Origin of the sequence: Pseudorhodoplanes sp. (assembly GCA_032027085.1) — a bacterium.
Lineage (GTDB): Bacteria > Pseudomonadota > Alphaproteobacteria > Rhizobiales > Xanthobacteraceae > Pseudorhodoplanes.
Genome location: JAVSMS010000001.1, coordinates 4,725,909 through 4,744,881 on the forward strand (window position 1 = coordinate 4,725,909; position 18,973 = coordinate 4,744,881).

Below are 18,973 nucleotides of genomic sequence, written 5' to 3' on the forward strand. Positions count from 1 at the left end.
GCTTGGCCGGCCGGAAACCGCTATCGTCGGAAAGGCCCTCCTCGTTGCCGTTGTCACCTCGCGATTTGATGAGCTCGGCACACAAACCGTACTGATCGTTGACCGTGCCATAAACCTGCTTTTAGCGGCCGGCTACGATCGTGTGCATATTGAGCAGGTCTTCCGCCGAGCGCGACGGAATTATTGTAGACCGGACACCGAAGGCAAGCTTTAAAACAGTTGCTGATGGTGCAGCCAGGCTGTTGTCAGTCATCAGGCTCGTTGTCGACGCGTACCGGCACCTGCCCGGTAATCTGCTCAACGATTATTGTGACATTACTCGCCCGCGCGCGAGATGCAGGCCTTTTGGGAGGGCCTGCAGGCGAAGGCCACACGCACATCCACGATTTCCGGCACACCCTCGCTTCGCTGCTTGGTATTGGGCGGCATAAGGCTGCCGATGGTCGTCCCCTGCATGGCCACACGCAAAACGCAGACGACGCTTCGCTATGCCCACCTTTATAATGATCCACCCCGCGCAGGTCCGGGTCGAATCGGCAAGGGTCTGGCCGAATCTCGCACTGATGACCGATACGGCCAAGGCGACTCAGCAACCCAAGGCCGTGCGGTTACGAACCGGGAGCTAGATGGCATTGTGACTCCATCGCCCGGGAGTGGCCGGCAAATGTTTCGCGCAATGTTGCAGTCAACTGCCCCTTGCGTTCTTCCCCGATGTCGCCGGCAAGGCGGATGATCTCCCCAACCGGGACGAGCGCCATCGCGAACTCGAGCGCATCCTCAAGGGTTCGGCCGATGCAGATATCGGTATCGAAGCGATCGAACGAGATGCGGTTGAAACCCGTTGCACGGACCATATCACTCACCAGGTCGGCTGGTCATCGAGAATGGCCCCCCGGCCCGCAGTGACCTCATCGGCCTGCTCATGCGACACGACTGGCACGATCTGTTTGCCGCGTGGTATGCGTGTCCCAGCGGCGAAAGGTTGTCTTCCAAGCTATCGCCCGCAACGGATCGACAATGTGCAGGGTGCCGTTAGGCTCAAGAGTTGCACGGATATGCCGGCACGCTACGTCTGGGTAACCCATGTAGTCGAGACGGTCTAAGAGAAGAACGAAATCGTAGGCCAAAAAAGATCTGTCGCGCTCGCTACTTCGAAACGGACCCGATCAGTCAAAGCCCGCGGCGCAGGCCCGTTCCCATGCTCGCTGATCGAGCCGGCGTGTGGTCGAAACCGACGACCTCGCAGGCCGGGTGGATCTGGACGAGAAGCCCTATTCACGCTTGAGCGACGCGATCATTCGAAAGCCCTGGAACGGCGTCGAGGTGTCGGAGTGCATAGCGGTTCACGCCATCACGGCCGTCCGAAATGCGATGGACGGTTACATACACCCCCTTGAGATAATCGGATCCTCTGTCGCGCAGTTGTGCTGCGTCGCGGTACCATATTGCCTCTTGAATCTTACGTGTCATCTGACATCCTGCTTGGCGCGTTTTGCGGGTGGCCCGTGGAGGAAAGAAACAGCCGACGCCGGGAGCCGCCGATGATGGATTGCGGACAACCTTCGATCGCTTACCGTTCGTACGCGCGGCGGTGGCTCGGTCGCCTATCGGCGCTGTTTGCAGCAACAGCCTTTTCAGTCGGATTCGCCAGCGTTGCACCCGCGTCGTCTGCCGAGGAACGGCTGGTCGGCCTTTGGTTGGGGCTCCACGACAAAATCAGGTTTCCATCGGGCTGCGACAGCGGCGAAGCGATGCGCTACTCGTCCGACGGTAGCTTTGCCGGACCGGGCGTGAGCGGGACATGGCACCTTCGCGATGACCGGCTAACCGAGACGGCAAGGGAGGTCTACGAAGAAATTGGTGGCGACCCGGCTGCAATCGGCAAGCCTGATATCAGCGGAATTACGTGGGAGGGACCTGATAAATTTGTAAAGACGTTCTCGGACGGCTCGCGCATGACCTTCCGCCGCTGCCCGGAAGCGCCAACTCTCAACGCGGCGTCTGAAAAGGACACGGAGTCACAGCGATGCATCCGGCAATGTTTGGCCGATTCAAAGGGCAATGACGATCCGCGTTATCGTGCATGCATTGAGCGAAGCTGTGTCACGAAGGCCCCTGCCCCCGCCCACTCCAAAGATGCAGATGCGCGCGTCCGCAAGCAGATAGCGGAGGCCTGCGAAAACAAGCCGGGAAAGATCGCGCCAGCCTCGGTTATTGAGCGTGACCTGACCGGTGACGACAAGGCCGACCTGATCGTCCACCATCACGGCATTGAGTGCAAGGACGGCGGGCGCAGCATTTTCTGCGGAGCGCAGATGTGCTCGGCCAAGCTCTATGTTCGACGCGGCGCGCAGTTGCATGCCGCCGGGGAGTTCGGTGCCGTCGAATGGATCAGAATCGAGGACGGGAAAATCCCGACCATTCACACGATTGCGCATGGCGGCAAACCGATCGCTCTGCGTTGGAACGGACGTGAATTCCGCGTTGTCTCCGCGCGGCTTCCTTCTTCACCCGCCGCGCGCTCGAAAGCTGCCGACTACCTCATTCGCCAACAGGTCGACGAAGCTTGCGGCGGCAAGGCGGGTACGATCGACGAGACTGCCGCAATCGAGCGCGATCTGACCGGCGACGGCAAGGCCGACCTCGTTGTCAGCCATGAAGGCATCAGCTGCGCCGATGGCCGGCGCAGTAACGCTTGCGGCGCGCAGCTCTGCTCGGTGATGATTTATGTGCGACGCGGCAAGTTGCTAAAGCTTGAGCGCGAAATGCTCGGCGCCCAGGTTTCTGTCGGGGACGGCGTCATCCACATGCACTCACTCGGCGGAAAGCAGGCCACAATCCGATGGAGCGGGCGTGAATTCCGGGGCATCTCCAGCCGGGGTCCTGGACCTAAGAGCCACAATAACAGCCCCGGGACCGCACCCCATAACCCTGTCCAACAAACGCGGCAAGGGAAGCTGGTGGGAACATGGGCGCCTGTGGCGGTCAACGTCGACGATTCCAGCATCTGCTCCGGCGATACGGGCATCCAGTATTTTCCCGATGGGACGTACGAAACGCTCTATCAGCTCGGAACCTGGCGCCTTGACGGCGACAAGCTAACGGAGACCGCGACAGAGGCGACAGACGCGGCGGAGCCTGACAGCATCAAAATTGGCCACCCCATCGCCACACGGGTCAGGTGGCAGGGACCGGACACGATCGTGATAACGGGGGCGGACGGGCAACAAATGAAGCTGCGGCGATGTCCACAGATGTTAGCGCCGGTCCGGCCTGTGCCAGAATCGTTGTCCGGGTACGGCCGCATCGAGGGGAAACTCTCCTATCCAAGCGATTACATACCGAAGGACATGGTCGTTTGCGCTGAAGACATCGAGACCAAGCACAATCATTGCGATTCAAAGAGACAACGAGAAGATAACGGGGAGTTCTACACGTTGATCGTGCCTCCAGGGAAATATCACGTTTATGCAAAAACAAACGATCTGCCCAACGTCCGTGCCTATTACTCAGAATTCGTCACATGCGGCCTTGACGCGAAATGCCCTTCGCACAAGCCCCTTGTCGTTGAAGTGAGCCCGGGTGCCACGGTGACATCCGTTCACCCCCAGGATTGGTACAACTAGAGGAAGGAAGGCTCAACGCGAGGGCTTTGCTTGCTTCGCGCTTCCGGCCCGCTCGCTGCTTGCGCGCCTGCTTCCGTGCTGCCTTAGGCCTGTTTCTTCGACCAGCAAGTACGATGGTGACGTCCTGCTATCATTGAGGACCTGATACGCCTTGCCATCATTGGTTCTGAATCGGGCGCCTTCGACGGAGGCCTACCCAGCCAGACGCGTCAGGTCTGACGCCTGATCAGGTGGGAAGCTATCTCCTCGTTACTTCCCGCCAAAGGTTATCTTAACCTGCCGGCAACGTGTTTTAACCTGTGCTCGATCAGAGCGAAGCGCGCAGCCGATGTCACATGTGCGCTGTCACAAGTGACGCGCTCTCTTGGTTGTCCCCCCGTTACATCCCCGCAAAAGCAACACAAGTCACGACGATTTGGAGACATTCCGTCAGCCGCCGCAGCCACCGCCACCACGCCTGGGCATGAAGCCGGTCACGCGGCCAAACCCGGTCGGCCTCGGCCCCGTCGGGCGCTGGGGCACATAATCCGGCTCAGGCGGCGGCGGCGGATCGAAATAGACAGGCGGCCGCTGCACAGACACCGGCGGCTGGAAATTCTCCGCGCGCTCGTCGTCATCGAGCTCATCGGCCGCCGTTTCGTCCACGATCTCTTCCGCGTTGGCGCGGGCCGCGAGCTCGGCCTTGAGCAGTTCCTCTTCTTGCAACCACTCTTCGAGATTGTCCTGCACCCACTGTTCAAGATCGTCGATCATATCCGTTTCCTTCGTTTTGAAATGTCGATCGCAAGGACTTGCAGCTTTTGATTCTCTTGTTGGCGACGCCGAATATTCAACTGCAACAAATCAATCAGTCTATCCTCGAGATCATCTGGCACACCGACTCCGACAACCCATCGTTTCAGCGTCGCCAATCCAATTTTCATGTCCTTGGCCATCGGCATCTGCCACCTTGTCCCATACGCGGCCTGGCCAACGGCCTTAATTAGAGCCCGTCGCTGCATCTCACCTGTCCACATCTTTAGTGAGCTATAAACTAGCTCATATTTGTCGAGTGTCAATTACCAATTGGAGACTATGGCACTCAGCCGGATGTTCCAAATAGATTCACGTTGATGTGATCTTTGCGTCGTTAACCCTGAATTGCGTGGACAGCGCCCCGACATGACATCTCCCGCACCCGTAATCATTTTGCACTTGCAGGCCTGCCCTGTAATTGAATTGAGACGCAAATAATCGATTTCAGACAGGAGTCCTCGATAATGTTGCGACTTATATTTCAGGCAATCGGCCGCGCTCTGCGAGAGATGACCAGAATATTAGGCAAAGTCGCCGCCCTGCCGTTTGAGGCTCTCGGCAGCCTCTTTGCCGGCAGCGTCGCGCCGCCGGCCTACGCGGACCACGTTGAGGTCGCGAGCGACGAGGCGGCGGCAGACATCTACGCCTGGGCGGTAGCCAGCGCAGCTAATGGCCTGCAGCCAGCGAGCGGATTTGAACCCGTAATTGCTGGATTTATCGGGGGTCTGGATTACCGAGAAGCTGTCCTGCTGGCAGACGCAGGCGAGGATCGGATCGCGGCCCATATGCGCGGCGATCCGATCAGTGGCGTGCCGCTCATCGGTCAGGACGCGTCGGCGTGGCGCGAAACGCGCGCGCGCGAGCAGTACCGCGCGCTGCAGCGGTGCGGTTTGTGGCAAGACCTGACGTCAGCGCCCGAGGTGCGCACGCAGACGCAGCCGCGCAACGGCCGCACGGCTGCGCGCATTGCGGAGCCGGACGTTGAGCCGGCGTTCGTCGAGCTCGTTCCAGGCATTTAGCGCGCGCTGGTCAGAGTCCTGCCGCGCTTGTGCCAGCGCGCTGAGAGCAACGGACAGGACAACGGATGCAACGGCGCCAGCGGACTGGGTGCTGAATGAGTGAGGAGAAAACTTGCTCATTTGGGTCTCAAAAGATTATTGTTTGACTTTGATTGACATAGTACATGTCGCAGATTAAGTTACAGTTACCGTCAGACGATCAACTCGATCTATCTGACCTGATCCGTCTCCCACTGCCCGTGCGCGGATGTGAGATCTGAGCTGCTACTGATTTCGTATCGCGCACGGGCGTTTTATTTTTGAGAGTTGCGTCCCGTGCTTACACGCTGGTCAAAGACTGAAGACAAGATACTCGCGGCGATGTATCCAGATGGCGGCGCAGCCGCCGTCGCGGCTGAGCTTAAATCCAGAAAGCTGCCACCGCGGACGATTGATGCGATCCGACGCCGCGCAAACAGCCGCCGGATTTTCAATTCGCCGGCGCCGCAAGCTTGGTCTCAAGAGGAAGACAACCTGATCTGTTCGAAGTATCCGCAGGGCGGCGTCGACGCCTGCACGCCGCGTCTGCCTAACCGCTCTAAGCTTGCGATCTACCAGCGCGCCTGCAGGCTCCAGGTTTCTCGGGAGCAGCCCGAATGACTGCGCAGCCCGCATCGATGATCTGCCGCCCGCCGCACAAGCCTTGGGCCGCGGCCGAAGAACAGGTGATACGACGGCTATACCCGTCGGGTGGTGTTGACGCCTGCGCTCCGCATCTACCGGGTCGGACGAAATCGGCAATCCACGCGCGCGCGCGCAAAACATAGGTGTCAAGCGTGAGTCCCAATGGACTCCCCGCGAGGATCGAATTATCCGCCGCCAATATCCTCAAGGTGGCGCCGCCGAGTGCGCGAAGCGACTGCCGGCGCGTACACGGCGCGCAATTTTCGAACGCGCGCGCGTGCTTGGCGTCAAGCGGACGCAGCGCTGGTCAGCCGGACATCGTCGGCTGATCGAAAGACATTGCCCACAAAAAGGGGCGGCCGGCGTAGGCCGGTACGTAAATCGCGGACCGCACGCAATTCGCGCTGCGGCGTGCCGCCTTGGTGTCCGAAATGTTCGCCGCCGACCTTATACGGCGTCGGATCGCGAGTTGCTGCGGCGTCTATACACCCGTGGTGGTACCGAGGCGGTGGTGCGTCACCGCCGATTCAAGTCGCGCTCCAAATGCGCGATCCGCCAGATCGCAAGGGTAATCGGTGCGAAATTTCGCAAGGAGATCGTGTAGTGCGTTACCTTTACCTAGACATCGAAACCATCCCCTCCCTCAACCCTGCTGTCCGTGCCGAGATCGACGCCAAGCACGCGGTCGACGACGACATCGGCGAGATCGTCGCCTCGCGCTCGATCAAGGATCCCGACAAAATCGCGGCTGATATCGCGGCGCGGACTGAACGCGCGAAGGCCGATCTCGCCGATAGAAAGGTCAAGGCGGCCGCGGCCGCGGAGGAGGAATACCGGCGGCTGGCGCTGAACGGCGGCACCTGTCATATCGTCTCGATCGCGTGGGCCGTCGACAACGACCCGGTCCAGTGTATCACGCTCGGCGAAGGGCCGACGGAAGTCGATTGGTCAATACCAATCGCTAAATGGAAGCGGCCGGTCCACGAGATCATCGAGGATCTCGAGGCCGAGTTGTTGATTAAGTTCATCTGCACATGGGACCAGCCGACCACGTTCGAAGCTGCGAAGGCCCGGGACCGACTGCTGGAAAACCCGCCACCGCCAGAGGCGGCCATACCTATTCGGCGGCACCCGCCGATCGTTGTGTCTCACCATGCCGAATTTGATGTCAGGACCATCTGGCAGCGCTGCGTGCTGACTAGCGTCACTGCTATTCAGCAACTCCGCTGGTGGCCGGTCGACGCGCGGCCATGGGAGAGCAACCGCATTCAGGACACGCAGACAATGTGGGCCGGTCCACGCGGCAATATTAAGTTTGACGCGCTCTGCAAAATCTTCGGGCTCGACGGGAAGCCCGACGATATCGACGGCAGCAAGGTTTATGACTTCTTCATGCAGGGCCGCATCGACGACATTGGCGACTACAACGTCGATGACGTTGAGCAACTGCGTTTTTGCCACCAGTTGATGACACTCTCGATACCGCAAGTGACACCGGCTCTCTCAAAGGGAGCCGCCTGATGTACGCCTACGCCTATAACCGCGTCCGCGAAACGGACGAATTGCTCGAGCGATTGAAGCGCGCGATTTACGCCGCGGCGGGCGGCGCCGAGATCATTGCGGCTGTGGTCGTCGCAACGGATGAAATGCGCAAGGCGTGGGGCGTTAAAATCGACGAGGATCCTAAGCCGTGGTCCGAGGCGCTGACGTTGCTCGAAAATCTCTACACAGTCGACGACGTGCACATACTCGCACAGTGTGTCTGCTGGACCGAAACGCACGTGCTGGTGCCGATCCCCCAGCAGTGAAGTTGTGATGTGGTCGCCGCGGCATGTCGCCATCCCGCGGAACCCGGGTCTGGTCGATCAGGTAGCGGACTTTGGCTGGCTGCCATCGGCAAAAACGGAAAGCATGGAGGGTTGAATGGATTCTGATCTTACACGACGGGTCGCAGCTATAAGGTGCGCGATTCCGACAGATATGAACGTCGACATCCAGCATCATCCTGCATACGCGAGCCTCGTTGACGAGATCGTGGCAGTCACGGCGGAGGCCAGAAAGGCGCTCGGAGATCGTTTCGAGTATATCGGAGACCACATCTTCATCGACGGATTCAAGGTTTGCGGTAACGAAATGCAAGTCATTAATCTGATCCCGCTGATGGCAGGTCTAACGAAAGCGCTGAAGCGCAGTCCTGATGCCGAGCGCTCCGCAATTGCAGGCTACGAGAGGCCCTGGCGGATCCTGGACGGCGCAGTCGTCGACCGCAACGGACGCGGTGTCATCGCGTTTGACGCCACCGATGACGTCGAATCCGAACTATGGCTCGGCATTGTTGCGGCAGTGAACGGACAGCAATGTGAACCGGACCTTCCCGCCGCCTGTCCGTGAATCGTGCAAAGAGTCCGCGTAGTGAAGCTCCTCGTTTTCAGCGACCTGCACCTCGAGCACCAGCCACGCTGGTCGCTGCCGGAATCGTTCCCCGATTACGACGTCTGCGTTGCGGCCGGCGACATCGACGGCTCGCCGACACAAAGCATCCGCCGCCTGGCGGCGCACCCTGCACTGAGCGCGAAGCCGATAATCTTCGCGCCGGGCAACCACGAATTTTACGGCAGCGTCTACGAGGACGCGATCGAAAAAGGATTGCAGGCCGCGGCTGAGACTGGCGTCCACTATCTCAATGCGAGCGCTGTCGTGATCGACGGCGTCCGATTTGTCGGAGCGACCTTGTGGTCGAGTTTTTCTCTGCACGGCAACCGCGAAGTTGCAATGATCGTCGCCGACGGCCGGGAGGGCATGGAAGATTTCAAAGGCACCATCAAGCGACGTGCGATCACGCCAGGTGTAAAGGGCAAATATAGGTTTCAGGCACAACATGCTGCCTGGCACCATACGCGCCATCGGACCGCGATCCAGCAAGAGCTTGCGAAGCCGTTCGACGGCGCGACGGTCGTCGTGACGCATCACGCGCCGTCGCCGAAGTCGTTATCAGAGCGCTACTCGCAGCACCGCGCACTGGATCCCGCCTACGCGAGCGACCTTGAGGAGTTGATGCAGGGCCCGGGCGCGCCGGAGCTATGGCTGCACGGTCACATCCACGCCAGCCAGGACTACGTGGTCGGTGGCACCCGTGTGCTCTCGAATCCGAAGGGCTACGGGCCCTCGCTGCCGCGCATGCCAACGATCGAGAATCCGGATTTTAATCCGGCGCTCGTGATCGAGGTGCAACCGCGGCCGAAGCCAAAGCTAGATGCTTTGGGCTACGATACGTCGGGCCCTTATAAGACGAAACTGCAGATGGCGGATGCGCAGTCCGGCGTCACCAAAGATGCCGTGCAGGAGTCGGATGCGGATCCGGCGGTTGAAGGCACTGATGACGAGCATCCGAAGATGACGCCATGAAAATCCTTATCGCGTCCGATCTTCATATGGAGAAGCGCCGCCTGCTGCCGACTGAAGGTGTCTATCCTGATTTCGATGCGCTTGTGTGCGCCGGCGATATCTTCGATGGTGACGTGCGCAAATCCTGGGAATTATTGCTAGGGATTGTCGGTGACCGCGACTGCGTTTCTGTCGCCGGCAATCACGAGTTTTGAGGGCATGCGGTCGAGGACGTGATCGAAAATGGGCGCGCGATCGCACGGGAATACACGAATTTTCACTTCCTTGAGAACGATTGCGTAATGATCGACGGGGTACATTCGCCGGCGCCACGTTGTGGGAATCGATGCCTATCGCGCGCGATGGCGATCAGCCGGACCTGTCAAAAATCCTGACAGGTGAGCAGGCGCATCCCGCCCCGCATTCGGCCGGGGCAAGGCATTGATATGCGCGGGCCCGATTTCGATCGCCCGGCGAAATGGCGCGACATCCACCGTTTGCACGAGACCTCGGTGGAATATCTGCGCGGGTGCCAGGCGGATGTGATCGTGACGCACTTCCCGCCCTCGCCCGCTGTTTTTGCGAAGGTGAAGGCGTCTCTGTGGATCTGTGGACTACGAGCATGGGCATGCGGATCTGTCGATCGGCAACCGTCGGCTGGTGCGGAAGCGCTGGGATATCCCAGCCAGGAGACGTGGGGATTTATCGACAATTTCATTGTCGAGTTACCCACCCCGAACTTGAGGTTAAAACCATGAGCGTTCGTGGAAATCCAGCCAAGAAGACCGCGTGGTCGTCACCGGAAGGTCTCGCGGACATGCGGCGACAGATCGCGGATCTGCGTTCGATGCCGTCCGAGATCAATGTCGAGGTTGCGATCGATTTCATGGAAGAGGCGCTGTCCGCCGGTTATCACGCTGTGGACTACTTTCCGTCCATCTTCCGGGATCCCGGACTGCCGCCATGGGCGACGAACGCGCCGGCTGAAGTGGTGCCGGAGCCCGCTAACGCGGCACCCGCCGGGCTGGTACCAACGAGACCAAGACCGATCGGATTCGGACATATAGTTCGGCGTCAGCCGGCCCGTACCTGACCCTATGGCCGGGCGGCCCGGGCCAGACTTTTCCGACAAAAACCGCCCGCGAACCGCCCGCGAATGGCAAATTCACGATCACCAAAAATCGGTGATTTTCAGGTCAAATTCGTTAGGTTTTTCAGATATTTGGTGGGCGCACTAGGGCTCGAACCTAGGACCTACTGATTAAGAGTCAGCTGCTCTACCAACTGAGCTATGCGCCCGGTCCGCCACCGGGGACCGGCGGGGCGCGGGTCGTTTAGCAAAGCGGGCGCAGGCTGTCCAGCGAACCAAAGGGGCTTTTCTCAAGGACCCTTATTTGGAGCCGCGATTGAACGTCGCTTCCCGACTTTCCGGGTCGGGCTTGTGGTAGAGGCGATCTGTGGCCTCGTCGCGCATTCGGTCGGCCGCCGGGCTCCGCCGCTTGCGCCAGACCAGCACGCCATAGGCCAGCGCCGCCGCCAGAATGGCGACAAGCGCCACATCGATCAGCAGCCACATCCAGCCGCCTGCTTCTCCGCTCATATCTTGCTCCTCGGTCTTGCGACCAAGGTCAACGTATCTACCGCACCCGATGATCCCGCCTTCTGCGCATGAAAAAGCCGCCGGGCGAACCCGGCGGCTTCCAGCGTGAGGACGGTCGCGGGGGATTGGGGGGCATCTCCGACCGCCGCTCTGCTGCAAAATGTCAGAGCCTGTGGTGGCCTCCGCGCGGGCCATGTTCGCCACGCCAATGGCCGCCGCGCATCGCTTGCCGAGTCAGCACCATCAGACGGCGCTTCTGGGCGTCATCCAGGCTCTTGTAGAGTGGCTCGCTGGCATCTGCGAGGTTCTTCAGATCGGCGGCGCTTTCGGCCATCCGGTCGGCGCGCTGGCGCAGACGCTGGATCGGATCGCGCTGGTCGCCGTCACGCCGCGCTTCGCGACGTGCATTCATCCGGTCGAACCGGGCCTTGGCGAGATCGCGGATGGCGGTCTCGACCGCGGGCCAGTTCTTTTCCTGTTCCGGTGTCAACTTGAGCCCGGCTTTCAGCGCAGCAACGCGCGCATCGGTGAAGGCCTGCATGTCCTCGGCTGACAGCCGCGTGCGCGTGGCTTGCTCGCGCGCCCCCGTCGTTTCCGGCGCGGCCGTACCCTGTTGCGCATAAACTAGTGAAGAACCCGCGATCACGATCGCCGTCGCGCCGGCCAGCAAGGGTTTCAACATGAAGACCTCCAAAGGAAACTGCTTATGGAGGCAGCTAAGAACTCCCAGTATTCAATCGCAACTTAAATATTGGACAGGTTACAGCCAAGTAATGTTCCAATATTAAATCCGTCAAATGAGCGGCTTTTTGCCACCCTGCAGCCACGCTTTACAGGATGCACGGGCGGCTGGATCGGCTAAACTTGCCGCGGAACCAACGGCCCGGAAGACGGCCGATGTGGTGACGCTGTAAAAAGTCCTTAGGGAGAACGACATGGTAGTTGTGAAACGAGGTCATCTTCTGGCCGCCTCCGCGATCGTACTTACGGCCGTATTTGCCGTATCCGCATGGCAGCCTGCACAATCTCAGGATCGCAAATCGATCCGATGGGCGACGTCAAGTGTCGACTCCTACGGTTACAAGGTGGCGGCGGCGATGACCAAGATCGCCGAGGAGGCACTCGGCGGCGAATATACGATCACCGTCAACCCCTATCCGGCGACGACCGCAGCGATGAAGGCAGCAATGGATGGCAATGCCGAGATCGGTTACACCGCCGACGTCGGCATGACACAGGTCTATGGAGGAGAAGGCGGCTTCAAGAACTACACGCCCGCCAAGGGCAAGCTGGTTCATACCTGGTACGCCTATCCCATGGAATCCTTCATGGCGGTGCCGGCCGACAAGGCCTCGCAATTCAAATGCCTGAAGGATCTGAGCGGAAAGCCAACCTTCTTCACGCCCGCCGGCTTCATGAACTGGCTGAATTTCCAGCGCATGTACAAGGCGCTCGGCTACGACTTCAAGCATGTGCAGATTGACCCGAAGACCCAGGCCGACGCGCTGAAGGCCGGCACAATCGCAGGCTCCGTCGCCTATACGACAGCCGGCCGCTCGCTGGCGCCGTACTGGAAGGAAACCGACGTCCGCATGGACGTGAAGGTCGTCAATCCCTGCCCGGATGAGGTCACCAAACTGAAATCGGCCGGTCTTGCGATCAGCGATGTCAGCCCGAGCGTCTTCAGCAAGGATGTCGGCGTCAAGGAAATCCAGGGCGTGCCGATCCTGTTCGCCTACAACATGCGGCCCGACATGCCTGAGGACGTTGTCTACAAGCTGCTCAACGCCTTCTATAAAAACCGCGACGCGCTCGCAAAAGCCGATGCCGGCTTTGCGCCGATGGCGAAGGATTTCGTCGGCATGCAAGTCAACGGCATCAAGGCCAATCCGGAAATCCCGGTCCATCCCGGACTTGCCAAGTTCCTGAAGGAACACAAGGCCTGGGATGACAAGTGGAAAATTGCCAGCACAAAAAGCTGACGCACCACTCATATGACATGTTGGGGCGGACGCTTGCAGCAAAAGCAGGCGTTTCGCCCCACATGCCTGCTGGCTACACGGCTCGCAAGAGCCTTGGCCACTCAGTCGTCGTGCCGGCGCGAGACTGGCGGACAACAAAAATGAATAATCAATAATGTCAGCTGAGAGGACTTCGGGGGAAGGCCAATGACAAGCGATCAGATCAAGAAGCAATTCAACCTGGGAAATCTGATCCTTATCTTTGCGATAATTCAGTTCGTCTGGCTATCCTGGTATTTCTACACGGGATATGGCGGACCGCAGGAACTCGTCTCCCGGGTCATGTCGATCGCATTGGCCCTGCAAATCCTGTTCATGTACCGCGACAAATATCTCTATCCGTGGCTGCCGCCGCGGGTGAACGATCTTATCGTTTTCCTTTATCTCGCAATCTGCGCTTACGCCTTTTGGCATTTCTGGTGGGAATACGAAGAGATCGCGATCTACCGGCAGGGCTCCTACACAACGCAGGACTACCTCGTCGGGCTGCTGATCTTTCTGCTGGTGATGGAACTGTCCCGCCTCGCCCACCCGGTCCTGTTCTGGATCAACCTGTTCCTGGTTTTTTACACGCTGTGGGGCTACCTCAGTCCAATCGACTTTTTTTGGCATCCCGGCACATCCTTCTACCGCATCGTCACATCCAGCACCGTCGAATTATCGACCGGCATCTACGGCATCTATGGCCAGATCGCGCTGACGCTGATTGCGGCCTTTCTTCTGCTGGCAGCGGCCGCGCAAGGCTTTGGCGCACAGAGCGCGATGATCAATGTGATGCGGCGTCTCGCCGGCCGCTCACGTCAGATGGTGCCGCAAACCGCCGTCCTTGGTTCACTGTCGATCGGCATGATCAGCGGCAGCGGATCGGCGAACGCCGTCGTCGTCGGCACCATCACCATTCCGCTGATGAAACGCTACGGTGTGCCGGCTGCTTTTGCCGGCGCCGTGGAATCGGCGGCCTCAATGGGCGGGCTGATCATGCCGCCGATGATGGGGATCGGCGCCTTTCTGATGTCGGAATTTCTCGGCGTGCCTTATTGGGACGTGGTCGTGCGCGGATTCTCGCTCGCCATCGTCTATTATGTGTCGCTGGCGCTTGCCGTCTATCTGATCTGCGTGCGGCTTCTGCCGCGTGACACCGTCGCAGCGCCCAGCGTTCCTCTCTACGACCGCACCAAAACCTCGATCTTCTTCTTTTCGGTCCTGTTTCTCATCTATCACCTCGGCTATCTCGGCACCGGTGAATTGCTGGCGGCGATCTACACTGCAGGCCTGATGTTTGTGCTGCTGCTGATCGCCTTTCTTTATTTCAAGTACGTGCTGAAAGATCCCGATGTCGTGCCGCAATCGCTGATTGGCAACATCCGCCTGTGCCTCGAGACGCACGCCGACATGACGTCCTACCTGACGCTGCTCCTGGCGACCCTCGGAATCATGATCGGCCTGTTCACCGTCACCGGCTTCATCAACCGCATGGGCGGGATGCTACTCGACCTCGGGGCGTGGAATATCCTGGCCATGATCTTCATGGCGTATATCTTCGGCTGGCTGGTCGGCGCCGGTCTGCCGCCGACGGCGACCTATATTATCGGCGCCGTGGTGATCGTGCAGCCGCTGACCAGCCTCGGCGTGAACCCGTGGGTGGCCCATTTCTTCGTATTCCTGCTCTCGGTGTGGGGAGAACTCTCGCCACCAACGTCCCTCACCGCGGCCATCTCCGCACGCATCGCAGAGGCCTCCTTCATGCGCACCATGTGGGAAGCGCTCAAACTTTGCCTGCCGATCACCTTGATGACATTCGCCATCTTCACCCGCTCGGAGATGGTGGTGACGCCGGGCTGGACTCAGGTTCTCAACACCATTTCGGTTTTGATCGGCACCTGCGGCGTCGCCTTTGCAATGTTTGGCCGCTACACCACAAAAGCGGCGCTGGATATCGGATTGCGGTTGCTGCTGACCGCCCTCGCCGGCGTCGTTCTCTTCCATCCGAACGACACCATCGCCCTGTCGATCAGCCCGCTGGTCTTCGTCGGGCTCGTCGCCGGAATCTGGCGCCACCGGATCGTCTCTCCACCGGCCGCACTGACCGACGACACTGGCGCGGCGGTCAAGGATGATGAGAAACTGTCGGAGCTTCTGCAGGAGGCAAAGCGCGAATACTGAAAATAAAAGGGCCGCTCAAACGAGCGGCCCTTCCCCTTCTCCCCCGACGCAGACGCGTCATTCAAACCGGGCTGCTACGCTGCCGAATCCCATGGCGCGGGCAAGCTGGATCGCCTTGCTCTTCTGTTCGACATCGAGCGTTTTCATCAACGGCTGCGCAGCGCTTATCAGGCGCTTCATGGCGGCTGCCGACAGCACCATCTCGGTGGCGCGGCTGCCGATCCGGCGCAGCATTCCGCGCTGGTCGTTGTCGGGCTGATCGGAATTGCGGGCGATTTCGCGCAATGCCGACGCGACGCGCGGCCAGTGCTTTTCCTGATCCGGGGTCAGACGCAGCGCCGACTTGAACCGGGCAATGCCGGATTCCAGCTCACCGGACGCCTGCGATGCGACGCGATAATTGGCCTGAATGGCGGGCGTCTCCGCGAACGCGCCAGTCGACGCCGTGATCACGAGGGCCACCGCACCCGCGAAGGCTGCCTTCCACATGCAGTCTCTCCAATAGGTTTGGGGAATTGCTGCAATGCGAAATACTGGATAAAGGCAATCGCTACAACCGGAATCGTGTTTGGTTCACCGCGTAGGGATCAATTAATCTTACAAAATCCACGGTTTACTTGGCGTCGAGGCGGCCAAATCTTGGCGATTCCGGGGCCCGCGCCGCTGCTGAAATTGGCGCTGCACAAATCAGGGTTAATCGGCGCCTTCGATGGTCTGCACCATGCCTTCGACCGCCTCGGCCTGAGTAAGACCTCCGTCGCGCACCAGCGCGCGCCATGTGTAGAAGCTGAGCGCCAGACCAAGCATCACGCGCTGCTTCGCAGTCAGTGTCGCGCCCAGCACGTCGTGATACGCGGCCATGAATGGCCCCATGGTCGCTTCGGTGGTTTCTCTCGTCAGTGAATGGAACTCGGCATCGCGCAGTACACAGGCCGCGAGCTGCGCGTTGCGCCCATACCATGCGTAGATCGCAGTGAGTCCTGTGCGCAGCCTTTCACGTCGGTCCGCAATTGCCCGCCAGGGCTCGGCACCAGGCAACGCATCACGTTCCATCGCCAGCCCTGAACAGGCAAGAAAGATATCCCGTTCATGGGGAAAGTGCGCATAGAGCGTATGCCGCTGAACGCCGGCCCGCTCGGCAATCATGCTGAAGGTCGTGGCTGCGGGACCAACGCTGCTGTGCAGTTCCAGCGCCGCATCCGCGATACGCTGGCGCGTTTGTGCCTGGCTCTCGGCTCGTTTCTTCAGGGTGTAGGTCCGAGGCTTTAATTTTAAAGCACGTACACGTGCAGTCATATTGACCGATTCTCCAACTTTCATTACACAGCTATGTACTCTTAAAAATGCCTCCTGTCCAGATGTCGGCAGATGGCCCGGCGCCTCACCCGCGACCGGCGGCCCGCCTCAGCATGGTTAGACGACAGTGTTGACATGAGACGATTGTCTCATTAAAGGATATCTGTCTTACCCAACTTGAAGGAGCCTGTGTGATGGCGCTGACCCCGCAGCAGATGGACAAGAAGATGGACGAGCATTTCAGTTTCGAGGCGCGCGACGACATTGAAGGCGTACTGGCAACCCTCACAGAGGACGTTGAACACGACATTGTGGGCTGGCCCTTCGGCCCCTCGCATGGGCGTGAGGGTGCACGCAAATTCTACGAGGCCACGTTCCACGATCTCTCCGAGAGCAAGGTCCGATGCGTGAAACGCCTTTACGGCCACAACTTCATGGTTGACGAGTCAATCTGGACGGGGAAAGCGCCTGGCAAGCCCTTCGGATTGGATGGTCGCAATCGCCCCCTCGAATTCCGGCTGCTTCACGTCGTGGAATTCGCAGACAGCGGCGACATCAAGCGCGAGAACGTATGGCTCGATCTCGCATCCATCGTTCGACAATTGCCGCAGGACTGACGTGACAACGCTAGAACGAAACGGTCGCCCGAACCAGCGATCGCGCACCCGGAAAGACCTTCTCCAGGCGGCATCGCGGCTCATGAAGCAAGGCCGCACACCCACCTTGGAGGAGGTCGCGGAAGAGGCGCTGGTTTCGCGTGCGACGGCATATCGCTACTTCCCGAGCGTCGAGGCGCTCCTGGTGGAAGCTGCGGTGGATGTCACCATGCCCGAGCCTGGAGAATTCTTCAGCGGTGATGCTTCGCGCGACCCCGTCATGCGGGTGCAGCGCATCGAAACTGCCGTCCATGACGTGATTCTGGCGAACGAGCCTCTGCTGCGGACCATGCTCGCGCACGCCATTCAACAGGATCTGCAATCTGACGAAGCCGGCAAGCCGCCCCGCCGACAAAATCGACGCACGCCGCTTATCGAAGCAGCGCTCGAGCCGACGCGCGATCAATTCAGGCGTGGGGCAATGGAAATGCTGACGAAGGCACTGGCGCTGATCATGGGACCGGAAGCCATGATCGTCACCAAGGATGTCTTGCAACTCGACGATGCCGACGCGCGAAAAGTGAAGCGTTGGGCCATTCGGGCGTTGGTGGAGGCAGCGAGAAAGCCGGAAGCCCCCGACTGACGCCGCCAGAATGGGTATAAACTTTCGATGCACATACTTGTGTATCGATGTTGACAGAGGCCCGAAAATTGAATACACATACCAGTGCAATGAAATTGGACATGCATTCAGCCCCCTGGAGACCGCCATGGACACCAAGATTTCCGAAATCGCCGACGGCATCTACCGTCTCTCGACCTACGTGCTGGACATCGCCCCGCCCGCCGGTTTCACCTTCAACCAGTTTCTCGTCCTGGGCGATGAGCCGCTGATGTTTCACACCGGCCTGCGCAAGATGTTTCCGCTCAACCGCGACGCCCTGAGCCGCATCATTGCGCCGGAAAAGTTGCGCTGGATCGCCTTCGGTCATTACGAGGCCGATGAATGCGGCGCCATGAACGAATGGCTCGCCGTCGCCCCGAATGCGGAGGTCGCGCATGGCCAGACCGGCTGCCTGGTCTCTCTCAATGACATGGCGGATCGCGCGCCGCGCGTCCTGCAGGACGGCGAGGTGATCGATCTCGGCGGCGGCAAGCGCGTACGATACATCGACACGCCGCACACGCCGCACGGCTGGGACGCCGGTGTGATGTACGAGGAATCGACGGGCACTCTCCTGTGCGGCGATCTTTTCACTCAGCTTGGCGATGGCCCGGCTCTAACCCAGGGCGACATCGTCGGCCCGGCCATCACGGCGGAGGAGCTGTTCCAGTATTCCGCACTCGCACCCGGGATGGGTGCGGCCATCCGCGGGCTCGCCAAATATTCTCCACGCACGCTCGCGCTCATGCACGGGCCGTCCTTTACCGGTGATGGAGCGGCGGCATTGCACGCGCTCGCGGACGACTATGACCGGCGGCTGCGCGGCCGGCTGAGTCTGGCCGCATAGCCTCGCGCCTAAATCCACCACACTGAGTCCCGGATCTCGCGTCCGGACAAACAATCACGCTCAAGGCGCATCGGGATGCGCCACGGATGGAGCCTGCCATGACCGACAATACTGCCACCTCGTTTTCCAGCGCGGCAATGCGCTGCTGCCGCCTCGCCGCCGAGGTCGGCTGTCTGTTTCACCGCGCTCTGAAGGCGCACGAAACACGCCGCGCACTCACCGACCTGCCTGACAATCTGCTGCGGGATGTCGGACTGCACCGGAGCGAGATCGATTTCGTTGCGGATTCCATCGCATCA

General features: G+C 60.0%; 22 protein-coding genes, 1 tRNA gene and 1 pseudogene. 15 read left to right on the forward strand and 9 right to left on the reverse strand.

Translation table 11 applies throughout. The features are described from left to right. Positions 1-608: 608 nt before the first annotated feature. Complete coding sequence (locus tag RO009_23195; GenBank protein MDT3687939.1) at positions 609-854, reverse strand: hypothetical protein; 246 nt, start codon at positions 852-854, stop codon at positions 609-611. Between the two features lie 421 nt (positions 855-1,275). Then, positions 1,276-1,470, reverse strand: coding sequence for a hypothetical protein (locus RO009_23200; protein MDT3687940.1), 195 nt, complete (start codon positions 1,468-1,470; stop codon positions 1,276-1,278). Positions 1,471-1,541: 71 nt separating this feature from the next. Here RO009_23200 and RO009_23205 point away from each other — a divergent pair, with 71 nt between their 5' ends. Next, on the forward strand, positions 1,542-3,626 hold the full coding sequence (locus RO009_23205) for a hypothetical protein (protein ID MDT3687941.1): 2,085 nt from the start codon (positions 1,542-1,544) through the stop codon (positions 3,624-3,626). Positions 3,627-4,055: 429 nt separating this feature from the next. On the opposite strand, the gene RO009_23210 is transcribed toward RO009_23205, so the two are convergent. Next, positions 4,056-4,379 carry a hypothetical protein gene (locus RO009_23210; GenBank protein MDT3687942.1) on the reverse strand — a complete coding sequence of 108 codons (324 nt, stop codon included), beginning with the start codon at positions 4,377-4,379 and terminating at the stop codon, positions 4,056-4,058. Beyond that, entirely contained in the window at positions 4,376-4,561 is a 186-nt protein-coding gene (locus tag RO009_23215; protein MDT3687943.1) for a hypothetical protein, read from the reverse strand. The genes RO009_23210 and RO009_23215 overlap by 4 nt, the downstream gene beginning before the upstream one ends. A 324-nt stretch (positions 4,562-4,885) precedes the next feature. Here RO009_23215 and RO009_23220 point away from each other — a divergent pair, with 324 nt between their 5' ends. The 8 genes from RO009_23220 (at position 4,886) to RO009_23255 (ending at position 10,580) form a co-directional block, all read left to right on the forward strand. Continuing rightward, entirely contained in the window at positions 4,886-5,440 is a 555-nt protein-coding gene (locus RO009_23220) for a hypothetical protein (protein MDT3687944.1), read from the forward strand. A 315-nt stretch (positions 5,441-5,755) separates the two neighbouring features. After that, positions 5,756-6,079, forward strand: coding sequence for a hypothetical protein (locus RO009_23225; protein ID MDT3687945.1), 324 nt, complete (start codon positions 5,756-5,758; stop codon positions 6,077-6,079). 567 nt (positions 6,080-6,646) lie between these two features. Further along, a complete protein-coding gene (locus RO009_23230; GenBank protein MDT3687946.1) occupies positions 6,647-7,624 on the forward strand; it encodes a hypothetical protein in 978 nt (325 codons plus the stop codon). Continuing rightward, positions 7,624-7,911 carry a hypothetical protein gene (locus RO009_23235; GenBank protein MDT3687947.1) on the forward strand — a complete coding sequence of 96 codons (288 nt, stop codon included), beginning with the start codon at positions 7,624-7,626 and terminating at the stop codon, positions 7,909-7,911. Before RO009_23230 ends, RO009_23235 begins: the two co-directional genes overlap by 1 nt. A 172-nt stretch (positions 7,912-8,083) precedes the next feature. Then, entirely contained in the window at positions 8,084-8,494 is a 411-nt protein-coding gene (locus RO009_23240) for a hypothetical protein (protein MDT3687948.1), read from the forward strand. A 21-nt stretch (positions 8,495-8,515) separates the two neighbouring features. Further along, a complete protein-coding gene (locus tag RO009_23245; GenBank protein MDT3687949.1) occupies positions 8,516-9,508 on the forward strand; it encodes a metallophosphoesterase in 993 nt (330 codons plus the stop codon). After that, positions 9,505-9,702: a metallophosphoesterase gene (locus RO009_23250; protein MDT3687950.1), complete on the forward strand. Its 198-nt coding sequence runs from the start codon at positions 9,505-9,507 to the stop codon at positions 9,700-9,702. The genes RO009_23245 and RO009_23250 overlap by 4 nt, the downstream gene beginning before the upstream one ends. Positions 9,703-10,241: 539 nt before the next feature. Beyond that, positions 10,242-10,580, forward strand: a complete 339-nt coding sequence (locus tag RO009_23255; GenBank protein ID MDT3687951.1) for a hypothetical protein — start codon at positions 10,242-10,244, stop codon at positions 10,578-10,580. Between the two features lie 130 nt (positions 10,581-10,710). Here RO009_23255 and RO009_23260 read toward each other — a convergent pair. The 3 genes from RO009_23260 to RO009_23270 all read right to left on the reverse strand — a co-directional run bounded on the left by RO009_23260 (position 10,711) and on the right by RO009_23270 (position 11,769). Beyond that, a tRNA-Lys gene (locus RO009_23260) sits at positions 10,711-10,786 on the reverse strand. A 91-nt stretch (positions 10,787-10,877) separates the two neighbouring features. Then, on the reverse strand, positions 10,878-11,087 hold the full coding sequence (locus RO009_23265) for a hypothetical protein (protein ID MDT3687952.1): 210 nt from the start codon (positions 11,085-11,087) through the stop codon (positions 10,878-10,880). 163 nt (positions 11,088-11,250) lie between these two features. Beyond that, the gene (locus RO009_23270) at positions 11,251-11,769 is read right to left on the reverse strand and encodes a Spy/CpxP family protein refolding chaperone (GenBank protein MDT3687953.1); all 519 of its coding nucleotides are present in this window, start codon (positions 11,767-11,769) and stop codon (positions 11,251-11,253) included. A gap of 253 nt (positions 11,770-12,022) precedes the next feature. Between RO009_23270 and RO009_23275 the strand changes: the two genes are divergently transcribed. Continuing rightward, positions 12,023-13,069 carry a TAXI family TRAP transporter solute-binding subunit gene (locus RO009_23275; protein MDT3687954.1) on the forward strand — a complete coding sequence of 349 codons (1,047 nt, stop codon included), beginning with the start codon at positions 12,023-12,025 and terminating at the stop codon, positions 13,067-13,069. Positions 13,070-13,255: 186 nt separating this feature from the next. Next, entirely contained in the window at positions 13,256-15,271 is a 2,016-nt protein-coding gene (locus RO009_23280; GenBank protein ID MDT3687955.1) for a TRAP transporter fused permease subunit, read from the forward strand. Positions 15,272-15,328: 57 nt separating this feature from the next. Here RO009_23280 and RO009_23285 read toward each other — a convergent pair whose 3' ends face one another. Both RO009_23285 and RO009_23290 read right to left on the reverse strand, forming a co-directional pair. Continuing rightward, a complete protein-coding gene (locus RO009_23285) occupies positions 15,329-15,760 on the reverse strand; it encodes a Spy/CpxP family protein refolding chaperone (GenBank protein MDT3687956.1) in 432 nt (143 codons plus the stop codon). 204 nt (positions 15,761-15,964) lie between these two features. Then, positions 15,965-16,567, reverse strand: coding sequence for a helix-turn-helix domain-containing protein (locus RO009_23290; protein ID MDT3687957.1), 603 nt, complete (start codon positions 16,565-16,567; stop codon positions 15,965-15,967). A gap of 194 nt (positions 16,568-16,761) precedes the next feature. Here RO009_23290 and RO009_23295 point away from each other — a divergent pair, with 194 nt between their 5' ends. The 4 genes and pseudogenes from RO009_23295 to RO009_23310 all read left to right on the forward strand — a co-directional run bounded on the left by RO009_23295 (position 16,762) and on the right by RO009_23310 (position 18,934). Further along, on the forward strand, positions 16,762-17,184 hold the full coding sequence (locus tag RO009_23295; GenBank protein MDT3687958.1) for an ester cyclase: 423 nt from the start codon (positions 16,762-16,764) through the stop codon (positions 17,182-17,184). A gap of 1 nt (position 17,185) precedes the next feature. Then, positions 17,186-17,806: a helix-turn-helix domain-containing protein gene (locus RO009_23300; GenBank protein ID MDT3687959.1), complete on the forward strand. Its 621-nt coding sequence runs from the start codon at positions 17,186-17,188 to the stop codon at positions 17,804-17,806. 127 nt (positions 17,807-17,933) lie between these two features. Then, complete coding sequence (locus RO009_23305; GenBank protein ID MDT3687960.1) at positions 17,934-18,674, forward strand: MBL fold metallo-hydrolase; 741 nt, start codon at positions 17,934-17,936, stop codon at positions 18,672-18,674. 137 nt (positions 18,675-18,811) lie between these two features. Continuing rightward, positions 18,812-18,934: pseudogene (locus RO009_23310) on the forward strand (DUF1127 domain-containing protein). The last annotated feature ends 39 nt before the right edge of the window (positions 18,935-18,973 follow it).